General features: G+C 76.0%; 12 protein-coding genes. 9 read left to right on the top strand and 3 right to left on the bottom strand.

Annotation, left to right across the window (positions count from 1 at the left end; translation table 11 throughout):
* Nucleotides 1-566: 566 nt before the first annotated feature.
* From EDD39_RS29380 to paaE, 6 genes are all read left to right on the top strand, one after another.
* The gene (locus tag EDD39_RS29380; RefSeq protein WP_123561850.1) at nt 567-1,850 is read left to right on the top strand and encodes a M20 family metallopeptidase; all 1,284 of its coding nucleotides are present in this window, start codon (nt 567-569) and stop codon (nt 1,848-1,850) included.
* Nucleotides 1,851-2,070: 220 nt separating this feature from the next.
* Nucleotides 2,071-3,018, top strand: a complete 948-nt coding sequence (gene paaA, locus EDD39_RS29375) for a 1,2-phenylacetyl-CoA epoxidase subunit PaaA (protein WP_123561848.1) — start codon at nt 2,071-2,073, stop codon at nt 3,016-3,018.
* Nucleotides 3,015-3,308: a 1,2-phenylacetyl-CoA epoxidase subunit PaaB gene (paaB, locus tag EDD39_RS29370; RefSeq protein WP_030913761.1), complete on the top strand. Its 294-nt coding sequence runs from the start codon at nt 3,015-3,017 to the stop codon at nt 3,306-3,308. The genes paaA and paaB overlap by 4 nt, the downstream gene beginning before the upstream one ends.
* A gap of 32 nt (nt 3,309-3,340) precedes the next feature.
* Complete coding sequence (gene paaC, locus EDD39_RS29365) at nt 3,341-4,222, top strand: 1,2-phenylacetyl-CoA epoxidase subunit PaaC (protein WP_123561846.1); 882 nt, start codon at nt 3,341-3,343, stop codon at nt 4,220-4,222.
* Nucleotides 4,216-4,719, top strand: coding sequence for a 1,2-phenylacetyl-CoA epoxidase subunit PaaD (paaD, locus tag EDD39_RS29360; RefSeq protein WP_123561845.1), 504 nt, complete (start codon nt 4,216-4,218; stop codon nt 4,717-4,719). Before paaC ends, paaD begins: the two co-directional genes overlap by 7 nt.
* The gene (gene paaE / locus EDD39_RS29355) at nt 4,719-5,795 is read left to right on the top strand and encodes a 1,2-phenylacetyl-CoA epoxidase subunit PaaE (protein ID WP_123561844.1); all 1,077 of its coding nucleotides are present in this window, start codon (nt 4,719-4,721) and stop codon (nt 5,793-5,795) included. The genes paaD and paaE overlap by 1 nt, the downstream gene beginning before the upstream one ends.
* A 38-nt stretch (nt 5,796-5,833) precedes the next feature.
* On the opposite strand, the gene EDD39_RS29350 is transcribed toward paaE, so the two are convergent.
* Complete coding sequence (locus tag EDD39_RS29350) at nt 5,834-6,520, bottom strand: alpha/beta fold hydrolase (protein ID WP_123561842.1); 687 nt, start codon at nt 6,518-6,520, stop codon at nt 5,834-5,836.
* A gap of 157 nt (nt 6,521-6,677) precedes the next feature.
* Here EDD39_RS29350 and EDD39_RS29345 point away from each other — a divergent pair, with 157 nt between their 5' ends.
* Both EDD39_RS29345 and EDD39_RS29335 read left to right on the top strand, forming a co-directional pair.
* Nucleotides 6,678-7,715, top strand: a complete 1,038-nt coding sequence (locus EDD39_RS29345) for a helix-turn-helix transcriptional regulator (RefSeq protein ID WP_123561840.1) — start codon at nt 6,678-6,680, stop codon at nt 7,713-7,715.
* A gap of 96 nt (nt 7,716-7,811) precedes the next feature.
* Nucleotides 7,812-9,608: a hypothetical protein gene (locus tag EDD39_RS29335; RefSeq protein WP_148089556.1), complete on the top strand. Its 1,797-nt coding sequence runs from the start codon at nt 7,812-7,814 to the stop codon at nt 9,606-9,608.
* 21 nt (nt 9,609-9,629) lie between these two features.
* Here the strand turns inward: EDD39_RS29335 and EDD39_RS29330 are convergent, their stop codons facing one another.
* Both EDD39_RS29330 and EDD39_RS29325 read right to left on the bottom strand, forming a co-directional pair.
* Nucleotides 9,630-10,754 carry an NAD(P)-binding domain-containing protein gene (locus tag EDD39_RS29330; protein ID WP_123561833.1) on the bottom strand — a complete coding sequence of 375 codons (1,125 nt, stop codon included), beginning with the start codon at nt 10,752-10,754 and terminating at the stop codon, nt 9,630-9,632.
* Nucleotides 10,751-11,650: an ATP-grasp domain-containing protein gene (locus tag EDD39_RS29325; RefSeq protein WP_123561831.1), complete on the bottom strand. Its 900-nt coding sequence runs from the start codon at nt 11,648-11,650 to the stop codon at nt 10,751-10,753. The genes EDD39_RS29330 and EDD39_RS29325 overlap by 4 nt, the downstream gene beginning before the upstream one ends.
* A gap of 326 nt (nt 11,651-11,976) precedes the next feature.
* Here EDD39_RS29325 and EDD39_RS29320 point away from each other — a divergent pair, with 326 nt between their 5' ends.
* Entirely contained in the window at nt 11,977-13,104 is a 1,128-nt protein-coding gene (locus tag EDD39_RS29320; protein WP_208765681.1) for a vWA domain-containing protein, read from the top strand.
* The last annotated feature ends 48 nt before the right edge of the window (nt 13,105-13,152 follow it).

Raw genomic sequence — 13,152 nt, 5'->3', positions numbered from 1 at the left:
CGGGCCGTTCACGGCCCGCCCGGAGCCCCTGCCCCCGCTCGGCGCGGCGGCGGGGGCTCCGGCGCGTCCGGCCGCGGACTCCCCGACTGGTACCAAAGGCTGATTCACGGTCACCCATCGGGCGGGGTTCGCTCGATCGTGGGCGATTCGCGCTGCCGAACCTCCCCCGGGGGTCCAAGGTGGGAGCAGGACGCACCCGGACCCGCCGCGGCGCGCTGAGCGGCAGGCCACCTCGCAGCGAGGCGAACCAATCTTCTAGGCTCGCTCATCGGCCCCCTGTTACGGTGCCCGCCCGTGCCGAGGAACAGAAGACCGATGTCCCCGAGCCCCGGGCCGAGCCGGAGCCGTGGACCGAGCGAGGAGGACACAGTGTTGCCCAGCCCCAGGTCGTACCGTACGCCGCGACCGAGCCCGACCCCGGGCAGGAGCCGTTGGACGCCCGCCCCGCCGATACCGCCGAGTGCCCCGCGACCCGCCGGAGGTGAACGGTGAGTCCGCATACCGTGGCCCCCGAGCCGCATCCCACCGGGACGTCCGCCGCGGCGACCGCCGGAGCCCCCGCCACAATGGCCGCGGACACCACCGAACCACCCGCCACAGCGGCCGCGGACACCGCCGCCGCCACCGCAGCGGCGCCCCCCGCCGCCGAACTGCCCGCCACCACACCGGCGGTGACCCCGACCGCCGCCCTGCCCGGCCTGCCGCGCACCCTCGCCAGCCGGGCCCGCACCCTCACCGCGGCCGTCCGCAAGCGCTGCGCCGACCTGGCCCGGATCGAATCCCCCTCCGGTGACGCCCCCCGGCTCGACGCCCTCGCCGAAGAGCTCGCCGCCGGCTACGCCGCGACCGGGGCCACCGCCGTCCGGCACCCCTGCGAACACGGCGACCACCTCGTCCTCGACTGGCCCGGCCAGCAGGAGGACCTCCCGCACCTGCTGGTGGTCGGCCACCACGACACCGTCTGGCCGGTCGGCACCCTCGCCGACTGGCCGGTCGAGGAGCGCGACGGGCGGCTCAGCGGCCCCGGCATCCTCGACATGAAGGGCGGACTCGCGCTGCTGGAAGGCGCGTTCGCCCTGCTCGCCGACCTCGGGCAGCGCCCGCACCGCCCGGTCCGGATGGTGATCGTCTCGGACGAGGAGATCGGCAGCCCCGACGGCCGGGGCCTGGTCGAGCGCCACCTGCGCGGCGCCGCCGCCGTCCTCGGCCTCGAACCCGGCCACCCCGACGGCCGGCTGAAGACCGCCCGCCGCGGCTCCACCCGGGTCCGGCTCACCGTCACCGGGCGCGAGGCCCACGCCGGCCTCGACGCCGCCGACGGCCTCTCCGCGATCGACGAGCTGGTCGACCAGCTGATCGCCGTCCGCGGCCTGGCCCGCCAGCCCGGCACCGAGCTCAACACCGGCCGGATCGACGGCGGCACCCGCGCCAACGTCATCGCCGGGCACGCCGAGGCCGAACTCGGCCTGCGCTTCGCCACCACCGAGGCCCAGCGCCGCACCCTCGACACCCTCGCCCACCTCACCGCGACCCGCCCCGGCGCGGACGTCCGCACCGAGGTGCTGTCCAGCCGCCCGGCCTGGCCCGAACGCACCGGCAACCCGCTGCTGCGCCACGTCCGCTCGCTGGCCGCCGCCCTCGGCCAGCACCTCGACGGCGCCCCCGCCGGCGGGGCGGGCGACACCAACCTGGCCGGCGCGCGGGGCCTGCCCACCCTGGACGGCCTCGGCGCGGTCGGCGCCGGTCCGCACGCCCGCCACGAACACCTCCGGGTCGACCAGCTCGGCCCGCGGATCGCCCTGCTGGCCGCGCTGCTGGCGGTGCCGCTGCCGCGCCTGCGCGAACGCTGAGGGCCGACCGGAGGCGGCGGCCGACCGCACCAGGGGCCCGGGGGCACGTCCCCCGGGCCCCGGTCGTCGGCCGCCGCCTCCGGCTGTCCCCGGCCGCCGCCTCCGGCTGTCCCCGGTCACCGGGCCGGCTGTCCCGATCACCGGGTCCCGACCTCCTTGCCACCGCCCGGTCCCTGTGTACAGAATGGAACCGACCGAACGGTCAGTCGGGAGGTGGGCGATGGAGGCCAGCACGGAGGCGCAGTCGCGGTTCGAGGCGGTGGTCGCCGCGGACGCGCGGGTGGAGCCGCGCGACTGGATGCCGGAGGCGTACCGGGCGACGCTGGTGCGGCAGATCGCGCAGCACGCCCACTCGGAGATCATCGGCATGCAGCCGGAGGGCAACTGGCTGACCCGGGCGCCCTCGCTGCGGCGCAAGGCGATCCTGCTCGCCAAGGCGCAGGACGAGGCCGGGCACGGGCTGTACCTGTACGCGGCGGCCGAGACCCTCGGGGTGGACCGCGCGGAACTGACCGAGAAGCTGATCGACGGGCGGCAGAAGTACTCGTCGATCTTCAACTACCCGACGCTGACCTTCGCCGACGTCGGCGTGATCGGCTGGCTGGTGGACGGCGCGGCGATCTGCAACCAGGTGCCGCTGTGCCGGTGCAGCTACGGGCCGTACGCCCGGGCCATGGTGCGGATCTGCAAGGAGGAGTCCTTCCACCAGCGGCAGGGCTACGAGCTGCTGATGACGCTGATGGCCGGCACCGAGGCGCAGCGCGCCATGGTGCAGGACGCGGTGGACCGCTGGTGGTGGCCGTCGCTGATGATGTTCGGCCCGCCGGACGGGGCCTCGCCCAACAGCGAGCGCTCGATGGCCTGGCGGATCAAGCGGCACAGCAACGACGAACTGCGCCAGCGCTTCGTCGACATGACCGTCCCGCAGGCCGAGCACCTGGGCGTGGCGCTGCCCGACCCGGCGCTCGCCTGGAACGAGGAGCGCGGCAGCTGGGACTTCGGCGAGCCGGACTGGTCGGAGCTCCAGCAGGTGATCAAGGGCGGCGGCCCGTGCAACGCGCAGCGGATCGAGCGGCGGCGGGCGGCCCACGAGGACGGCGCCTGGGTGCGCGAGGCGTCCTCGGCGTACGCGGCCAAGCGGGCCGCACGGGAAGGGAGTTCGGGATGAGCGGGGAGCGGGCCTCCTGGCCGCTGTACGAGGTGTTCGTGCGGCCCCGGCGGGGGCTGAACCACGTGCACGTGGGGTCGCTGCACGCGGCGGACGACAAGATGGCGCTGCTCGCGGCGCGCGACCTGTACACCCGGCGCAACGAGGGGGTGAGCCTGTGGGTGGTCCGCTCGGACGCGATCACCGCGTCCAGCCCGGACGAGCAGGACCCGTTCTTCGCGCCGAGCGGCGACAAGGTGTACCGGCACCCGACGTTCTACCCGATCCCCGAGGACGTCCCGCACATCTGACGCACCGTCAACGAACTGGCAGGGAAGGCGACATGACCGACGAACACGTGTACCTCTCGCTGGCCGAGGCGGGCCCGGAGCCGGACGGCGAGGCCCGCTGGGCGTACGGCACGGGGTTCGCCGATCCGCTGCTGGGGGTGGACGCCGCGCCGCCGGCCGGGATCGACCCGGCCGACCTCGCCGCGTACTGCCTGATGCTGGGCGACGACGCGCTGGTGCTCTCCCAGCGGCTGATCCAGTGGATCACCCGGGCACCGGAGTTGGAGGAGGAGGTGGCGCTCGCCAACCTCGGCCTCGACCTGCTCGGCCAGGCCCGCCGACTGCTCACCCGGGCCGGACAGCTCGACGGCAGCGGCCGCGACGAGGACCGACTCGCCTACTGGCGCGAGGACTTCGACTACCGCAACGTGCGGCTGGTGGAGCTGGAGAACGGCGACTTCGCGCAGTGCGTGGTGCGGCTGCTGCTGTTCGCCACCGCCCGGGAGGAGCTGTACCGGCGGCTGGCCCACCACGCCGACCCGGTGCTGGCGGCCGTCGCGGCGCTCGGCGCCAAGGAGTTGGCGTACCACCGGGAGTACGCGAGCTCCTGGACGGTGCGGCTCGGCGACGGCACCGAGCAGTCGCACCGGCGGATGCTCGCCGCGCTGGAGGTGCTGTGGCCGTGGCTGGAGGAGCTGTTCACCCCGCACGAGGTCGAACTGCGGCTCGGCGTCGACCCGGCGGAGCTGCGCGCCCCCGTACTCGCCGCCCTGGAACGGGTGTTGGCCGAGGCGACGCTGCCCGTCCCCGAGACCGCGGGCCGGGCGTACGTGGACGGGCGGGCCGGGCGGCACGGGGTGCACACCGAGGCGCTGGGGCCGCTGCTCGCGGAGCTGCAGGTGGTGGCCCGGGCGCACCCGGGGGCGACGTGGTGAGCACCGTGTCGGAGCGGGCCCGGGAGGTCGCCGCCGCCGTGCCCGACCCCGAACTGCCCATGCTGACCCTGGCCGACCTGGGCGTGCTGGCCGACGTCGAGGAGGCCGACGGGGCGGTCACCGCCTGGCTGACGCCCACCTACTCGGGCTGCCCGGCCATCGCCGAGATGGCCGCCGACGTGTCCCGCCGGCTGCGGGCCGCCGGGTTCGACCGGGTCGAGGTGCGGCTGCGGATCGACCCGCCCTGGTCCAGCGACCGGATCAGCGCCGAGGGCCGCCGCAAGCTCGCTGCGGCCGGCATCGCCCCGCCGGTGCCCGGCGGGATGCGGCAGCCCGACCGGATGCTGCAACTCGGCCCCACCCGGCGGGTGGTGGCCTGCCCGCAGTGCGGGTCGGAGGACACCGAGGAACTCTCCCGGTTCGGCTCCACCGCCTGCAAGTCGCTGTGGCGGTGCCGCAGTTGCCGCGAACCCTTCGACCGGATCAAGGAGATCTGATGGCCGTCCGCCGCCCGCGGTTCCACCCGCTGCCGATCGGCACCCTGGAACGGCTCTGCGAGGACGCCGTCGCGGTCACCTTCGACGTCCCCGCCGACCTGGCCGAGGAGTACGCCTTCCGCCCCGGCCAGAGCCTGACCCTGCGCCGGATCGTCGACGGCGCCGACGAGCGCCGCTCCTACTCGCTCTGCTCCCCGGTCGGCGGACCGCTGCGGATCGCGGTGCGCGAAGTGCCCGGCGGGCTGTTCTCGCACTGGCTGGTCGGCGAGGCCGAGACCGGCGAGACCGTCGACGTGCTGCCCCCCTCCGGGGCGTTCACCGCCGACCCGGCCGTGCCCGGCGCGCACGTGCTGCTCGCGGCCGGCTCCGGCATCACCCCGATGCTCTCCATCGCGGGCTCCGTCCTGGCCGGCCACCCCGACTCCACGGTCACCCTGCTGTACGGCAACCGGCGCAGCGACACGGTGATGTTCGCCGACGAGCTGGCCGACCTCAAGGACCGCTACCTGGAACGCTTCCAGCTCGTCCACGTGCTCTCCCGGGAGACCCGCGACGCCGAACTGCTCAGCGGCCGCCTCGACCCCGAGCGGGTCGCCGCCCTGCTGACCGCCCTGGTCGACACCCCCGCCGTCGACCACTGGTGGCTGTGCGGCCCGTACGCGATGGTCACCGGCGCCAAGCAGCTGCTGGCCGAACTCGGCGTCCCCGCCGGGCGGGTGCACCAGGAGCTGTTCCACGCGGACGACGACGAGGACGGCATCGTCGAGCAGCGGCACCCCGAACCGGAACCGGACGCCGCCGCCAGCGAGGTCACCCTCGTCCTCGACGGCCGCGCCAGCACCCTGGCCCTGCCGCGCGACCGGGCCATCCTCGACGGCGCCCAACGGGCCCGCCCCGACCTGCCGTTCGCCTGCAAGGGCGGCGTCTGCGGCACCTGCCGGGCCCTGGTCTGCGAGGGCAAGGTCGAGATGCGGCGCAACTTCGCCCTGGAGGAGGCCGAACTGGCGGCCGGCTACGTCCTCACCTGCCAGGCCCGGCCGGTCTCCGACCGGGTGACGGTGGACTACGACCGGTAGCGGGAGGCGGGCGGGCGGCACGTCAGGGGCGGGCGGCGTCAGTTGCGGGCGGCCGCCGCGTCGATCAGCGCGGCGAGCTCGGCGGGCCGGCTGAACATCGGCCAGTGGCCGGCGTCCAGGTCGACGTACTCGATCCGCTCCATCCGGGACACCTCCGGGGCCGCGCCCGCCGCGACCCACCCCCGGACGTCCTCCGGCGACGCCTCCGCGCACAGCATCGTCACCGGCACGCCGTAGCGCCGCTCGTCCGCCAGCCGGACCGGCGCCAGCGCGACGTCCGCCGGGACGGGGACCGCGTTCGCGGCGATCCGGGCCCGCAGCTCCTCGTCCAGGTCGGCGCTGCTCGGCCCCTCGAACGACTCCCAGCCGGGGAACGTCACCACGCCGTCCCGGGGCGGGAACCACTCCGCGTACGGCTGCCCGTCCGCGTGCGGGAAGCCGTCCACCAGCACCAGCCCCGCGACGCCCCGCGGGCGGGCGTCCACCGCCATCCACCCCAGCGTGCAGGCCGCCGAGTGCGCCACCACCAGCGGCTCGCCCGCCGCCGCGTCCACGGCCGCCACCACGGCCGCCAACTGCTCCGCCAGGGTGGCCGAGGAACGGCCGTCGCCCTGGCCGGGCAGGGTCAGCGGCACCGGGCGGTGGCCGCGCTCGGCGAGCGCCGGGAGCACCGCGTCCCAGGCGCTGCCGTCCAGCCAGAGACCACCGATCAACAGGACGTCCATGAGGGGAACCCCTTTGCGCACAGGGGCCGCGGGCGTCGTGCGCCGCAGCCCGTTCGAGCAGGTCAGTGCCCATGCTAGGGAGGGTTCCGGACGAAATCCTTCCTGAATTCCCGGCCATCGGGAATCGGCCCGCCCGGGGTTCCCTAGGCTGTCGGACGTGCCGACCACAGGGACCGATCCGACCGACCCGACCAGCTCGACCAGTCCGACCGCCCGCGCGCTGCGCGCGCTGGAGATCCTCCGCGACCGGCCCGGGGTGACCTCGGAGCAGCTCGCCGAACGCCTCGGGGTCACCGACCGGGCCGCCCGCCGCTACGTGGCGGTCCTGCGCGAGGCCGGGGTGCCGGTGGAGTCCGAGCGCGGCCCGTACGGCGGCTACCGGCTCGGGCGCGGCGCCCGGCTGGCCCCGGTGGCCTTCACCCAGGAGGAGGCGCTCGGGCTGGTCATGGCGGTGCTGGACGGGCGGCCCGCCGCCACCGACCCGGACGACCTGGTCGGCTCCGCGCTCGGCAAGGTGGTCCGGGCCCTGCCCGAACCGATCGGACGGCAGGCCGCCGCCCTGCGGGCGCACGCCGCCGCCGCTCCCGACCCGTACCCGGCGCACCCCGACCCGGCCGTCGCCAGCACCCTGGTGGAGGCGATCGCGGCCCGCCGCCGGGCGGTGATCACCTACCGCGGCGCCGGCGGCAGCGAGTGGCGGGCGGAGGTCGACCCGTGGGCGGTGGTGGTGCGCCGCTCCCGCTGGTACCTGCTCTGCCACTCCCACCGGGCCGACGCCGTCCGCACCTACCGGATCGACCGGGTCCGCGCCGCCGAACGCACCACCGTGCCGTTCGACCCGCCCGACGGCCTCGACCCCGTCGCCGTCCTCGAACACCACCTCGGCACCGGCTGGGCGTTCCGCACCCGCGTCCTGTTCGACGCCCCGCTCGACCGGGTCGCCCCCTGGATCAGCCCCACCATGGGCCGCCTCGAACCGGCGGGCGAACGCTGCCTGCTGGAGGGCAGCACCCGCAACCCGGCGATGTACGCGGGCGAATGGCTGGCCGCCGTCCCGTTCCCGTTCCGCATCCTGGACGGCCCCGAACTCCGCGAGGCGGTGGCCGCGTTGGCCTCCCGCTTCGCTGCGGCAGCCGGGCCCGCGGGGGCATCGGACGTCCCGGGCCGAGCCGGGGAGCCGGGGGCCCCGGGCTGAGCCGCCGACCTCGGGCTGAGTCGGGGAGCTGGTGGCCCCGGGCTGAGCCGCAGACCGCCCGGTTGCGCTGTCGACCGCCCGGTTACGCTGTCGATCATGACGCAGGAGCAGCCGCCGGGCGAACCGGCCGACCGGGCACGGGAGTCGGCCGCCGGCCGGAGCCGGGAGCAGGACCGGCCGCAGCTCCCCGGGTGGGACGGCTCGCCCGAACTGCCCCGGCTGCTGGCCGAGTCGTTCGGCCTGCTGGACCAGCTCACCGGCGCCCGCCGGACCGGCCTGCTGGACGCCCTGGTGAGCCGGGCCGCCCGGCTGCCGCAGGCCCACCCGGCCGACCGGGCCCGGCTGGCGCCGCTGTACGCCGCCCAGTGGGAACGCGCCGTCGGCCTGCTCGGGGACGAACGGGCCGAGACCAGGCGGCTGGCCGCCCGGCTGCTGGAAGTGCTGCGCCCCGGCCGCCCGGAGGCGACCGCCGCACTGAAGGCCCGGGCGGAGGCCGAGCCGTCACCGCAGACGCTGGCCCGACTGCTCACGGCCGTCGGCGCGCAGGGCCCCGGGGAGCGGGCCGTCGCCTGGCTGCGGCCGTGGCTGGACCATCCCGGACCCGGGGTGCGGCTGGCCGCCGCCCTGGCCCTGCTGGCGCTGCCGGACGAGGGCGACGAGGGGGACGGGGGCGAGCGGCTCGGTGAGTCGGCGGCGCGGCTGGCGGGCGTGCCCGGGGCGTGGTGCGCGTCGCCGCACCCGCCCGCCGGGCCGTTCGGTCCCGCGCTGCGCGACCGTCCCCGGGCGGCGGACCGGTTCGTCGCCGTGCTGGCCGGGCGGTCCGGGCAGGCGGAGCGGCAGGTCGCGGTCGCGGTGGCCGCCGAGCAGTTGCGCCGCCGGCGCCGTCCCCCGGAGGTGCACTGGCGCACCGTGCTCGACGCGGGGGAGGGACACGGCTACCAGGTCCGGGAACTGCTGACCGGCGCCGGCCGGGCGGCCGCCCCGTACGCCGAGGAGCTGGCGCGCCTGGCCGAGACGGGGGAGGCCGGCTCCTGGGTCCGGGAAGGCGCCCTGGCGGCGCTGGTCCGGCTGGGCGACCGGCGGGCGCTGCCGCACTACCGGGACGGGTTCGGCGCCTACTGGGCACGGGACATCGGCGGGCCACCACCGGACTGGGCGCCGGACCTGCTCCCCACCGTGCGCGGGATTCTCGCCGCCGCGACGGGACCCCGGCCGTCCGAGGTCCTCGGCCTGACGGAGGCGCTGCGGGCGGCCCGGAGCTGGGGCGCTGCCGCCGCACCCGCCGTCCCGGAACTGGCCGCCCTGCTGGACGCCCCCGCCCCCACCGCCCGGGCGGCGGCCGAGGCGCTGGGCGAGATCGGCCCGCAAGCAGCTTGCACGGCAGGGGAGTTGGCCCGGCTCGCAACGGGCCGGCCGTGGCAGGGCGCGCAGAGCGCCGCCCGGGCGCACTGGCGGGTCACCGGCGACCCGGCCCTCGCGCTGGAGGTCGTCGGCGCCGCCGCCCGCGCCGGACTGGGCCGCCCCGTCTACCGCTACCTCGCCGAACTCGGCCCCCTGGCCGCCGGATCCGCCGAACCGGTGCGGGAACTGCTGGACGCGCCGGGCGAGTTCAGCCGGGTCGGCGCGGCCGAAGCCTGGTGGCGGATCACCGGCAACCCGGCCCCCGCCGTCCCCGCCCTGCTGCGCGCACTCGCCCCGCCGGCAGCCTTCGAGGCCGGACGGCCGACCATCGAGGCGGTCCGGGTCCTCGGCGAGATCGGCACCCCCGCCGCCGCCGGAGCCGCACCGCCGCTGCGGGCCGTGCTGGCGTCCGAGCGGAGGTACGGCACGACCATGGCCGTCGACGAGGAGCTGTGCGCGGCGGCACGGACGGCGCTGGAGCGGCTGGGGTGACGGGGGTGGGTTCCGGGGCCCTCAGGCCGTGGCGGGCTGCGGGGCGGGGTGCAGGAGGTGGAGCACCTCGTTGACCGCGGTGCGGCCCGCGCGGTTGGCGCCGACGGTGGAGGCGGAGGGGCCGTAGCCGAGCAGGTGGATGCGGGGGTCGTCGGCGACCCGGGTGCCGTCCATCCGGATGCCGCCGCCCGGGGTGCGCAGGCCGAGCGGGGCGAGGTGGGTGAGTTCGGCCCGGAAGCCGGTGGCCCAGACGATCGCGTCGACGGGCAGCTCCTCGTCGCCCCAGGCGACCCCGTGCTCGGTGAGGCGGTCGAACATCGGGCGGCGGTGCAGCACGCCCAGCTCCTCGGCGCGGCGGTAGGCGACGCTCGGGCCCAGGCCCGTCACCGAGACCACGCTGCGCACCGGCAGGCCGGCCCGGACCCGCTCGTCGACCCTGGCGACCACCTCGCGGCCGAACTCCTCGGTGAACGGCCCCTCGTGGAAGACCGGCGGGGTGCGCGTCACCCACACCGTCTCGGCGACCGCGCCGAGTTCGGAGAGCACCTGCACCGCGGAGGCGCCGCCGCCCACCACGACCACCCGCTGCCCGGCGAAGGCGGCCGGGCCGCGGTAGTCGGCGTAGTGCAGCTGGCGCCCGGCGAAGCGGCCCGGGTAGCGGGGGAGGAACGGGCGGGTCCAGGTGCCGGTGGCGTTCAGCAGGGCGCGGGTGGCCCAGCGGCCGGCGTCGGTCTCCACCAGCAGCCGCCCGTCCGGGCCGCCGTCGGGCCGGCCGTCGGGCCGCTCGCGCACGGCGAGCACCTTCACCGGGCGCAGCACCGGCAGCGCGTGCTTCGCCTCGTACGCGGCGAAGTAGCCGGGGACGGCGACCCGGGCCTCGGTGGCCGGGTCGGTGGCGGGGAGCTCGAAGTCCGGCAGGTCGTGGAAGCCGTGCACCGTCGCCATGGTGAGCGAGGGGGAACGGTGCGCCCAGGCCCCGCCGGGGGCGTCGTCCGCGTCCAGCACCACGAAGCCGGTGTGCGGGGCGAGGCCGCGGCGGCGCAGGTGGTAGGCGGCGGACAGGCCGGCCTGGCCCGCGCCGATCACCAGGGCGTCGACCTCGCGGACGGGGCCGTCCCCGCGGGTGCTTGCACGTTCAACAGTCACGCCGGTGAAACACCGGGGCGCGACCGGGTGTTCCCCGGCAGCAGGGAGCGGGTCGCGGCGGCCAGCCGGTCCGGGCCGTCCGGGCACAGGTCCAGGAACAGCCGGGGCTCGGTCAGCTCCAGTTCGATCAGCACCGGCGAGCCGTCCGCCAGCCGCACCAGGTCGACCCGGGCGTACAGCAGCTCGCCCGGCTCCGCGGCCACCGCCAGCACCCGCTCGGCGAGCGCCAGTTGGTCGGCGTCCGGCTCGCGCGCGACGTCCGCGAAGCCGCCGCCCAGCATCGGGCCGCGCCGCACCGCGTGGCTGAACTCCCCGCCCAGGTACAGCAGCGAGGTCTCGCCCTCGTCCTCCACCATCGCCAGGTACGGCTGCACCATCGCCGTCCGCCCCGCCGCCGTCAGCGCCGCGACCTGCGCCAGCGCCGCGGCCCGGTCGGCGGTGCGCACGGTGTCCCGGGCGCCGGAGGACACCGTCGGCTTGACCACCAGCTCCGGCCAGTCGACCGCCGCGACCGCGTCCACCGGATCGCCGGGCGCCACCCAGAGCGTCGGCACCACCGGCACCCCGGCGGCGGCCAGGGCGCGCAGGTACGTCTTGTCGGTGTTGCGCTCCAGCACCCGCGCCGGGTTGGCCAGCCGGGTCAGCGCGGAGGTCCGCCGGGTCCAGGCCAGGAACTCCTCGCGGTACAGGATGTAGTCCCAGACGCTGCGGATCAGCACCAGGTCGTACCCCGCCCAGTCCACCCCCGGGTCGTTCCAGAACACGGCCTCCGCACTCACCCCCGCCCGCGCGAACGCCGCCAGCACCGGCAGCACCTCCACGTCCTCCACCCCTCGGCAGGTGGCGTACGCGACCCTCGCGGGCCGGCGGACGGGCGGGTGCAGGGCGGTGCTCACGGAGGCTCCAGGCGTCGAGGGGGTCGGAGGGTGTCAGGGGTGCCGGGGAAGGCTGCGCAGTGAGCGTCGTACGGGGCCCTGACCAGTGTCAATCGTTATTTCGGACCGGCCGACGAGATGACCGCCCGAGTACCTGGACGCCTCCGGAACGTGACCGCCCGGGTGGCGGTCGGGAATTTCCCCGGAACGGCGGACGGTTCGGCACCGCGGAATTGACGGCCCGTCGGGGCCGGCGGAATTGTCAGTGGGGCGCCGTAGTGTGGGAACAACGCTGGAGGGGGCGCCGGAAAAGGCGCCGATAAGGGCGTGGGAAAAGGGGCGCAATCATGTCCGCGAACGCTGCTGCGAACGTTTCCGGGAACGTTTCCGCGAACAGGATCCACCACAAGGTCAACCACGTTTCGCTGGTGGTCGACAAGTCCGGTTCGATGCGCCGGCACGAGGCGCAACTCGTCCTGGTGGTGGACGAGTTCGTGAAGGGGCTCCAGGAGGAGTCCGACCGGCTCGGGCACGAGACCCGGATCAGCCTCTACGCCTTCGACCACGAAGTGCACAACCTGGTCTGGGACATGGACGTCAAGCACCTGCCGTCCCTGAAGGGCCTCTACGCGGTCGACAACGGGGCGACGGCGCTGATCGAGGCGGCCGTGAAGTCCGTCGACGACCTGAAGAACATCTGGGAGGGCTACGGGGAGCACTCCTTCCTCCAGGTCGTGGTCACCGACGGCGAGGAGAACGCCTCCGGCTACTCGGAGACCGGCACGATGCACACCCGGATGAAGGCCGCCGAGGGCTCCGCCGCGCTGCGCGGCTGGATGGACCGCATCCGCGGCGCGATGGCCGACCTCCCCGAGCACTGGACGTCGGCGATCCTGGTGCCCAACTCGCTGGCCAAGCGCACCGCCCAGGAGTACGGCTTCCCCGCGGGCAACATCGCCATCTGGGACGCCGACTCCAGCGGCGGCGTCGAGGAGGCCATCGGCACCGTCAAGACCGCCGCCACCAGCTTCCTGCGCGGCCGCGAGAAGGGCGTGCGCGGCACCCGGTCGCTGTTCACCATGGGGAAGGACCTGAGCGCGGACGACGTGAAGGCCAACCTCGACGCGCTGGACACCGCCGCCTACGCCCTCGTCCCGGTCGACCGGCAGGCCCCGATCCGGGAGTTCGTCACCGGCGCCGGGCACCCGTACCGGACGGGCTGCTCCTACTACGAGCTCTCCAAGCGGGAGAAGATCCAGGCCGCCAAGCAGATCGCCGTCGCCGAGAAGGACCCGGCCACCGGCCTGATGACCGGCCGGGTGTTCGCCGGCCCGGCCGCCCGCGGCCTGCTCGGCCTGCCCGCCGCGGAGAGCACCGTGAAGCCCGGCGACAACCCGTCGTACACCGTCTTCGTCCAGTCGACCTCCGTCAACCGCAAGCTGGTGCCGGGCACCCAGCTGCTCGTCATGCTGTAGCCGCCCGCCCGCCCGCCCGGGCGGCAGGCGGCAGGCCCCGGGCGGCGG

Origin of the sequence: Kitasatospora cineracea, from assembly GCF_003751605.1 — a bacterium.
Classification (GTDB): Bacteria; Actinomycetota; Actinomycetes; order Streptomycetales; family Streptomycetaceae; genus Kitasatospora; species Kitasatospora cineracea.
Note: the sequence above shows the minus strand (reverse complement) of the source record. Positions and strands in the feature narration are given on the sequence as shown.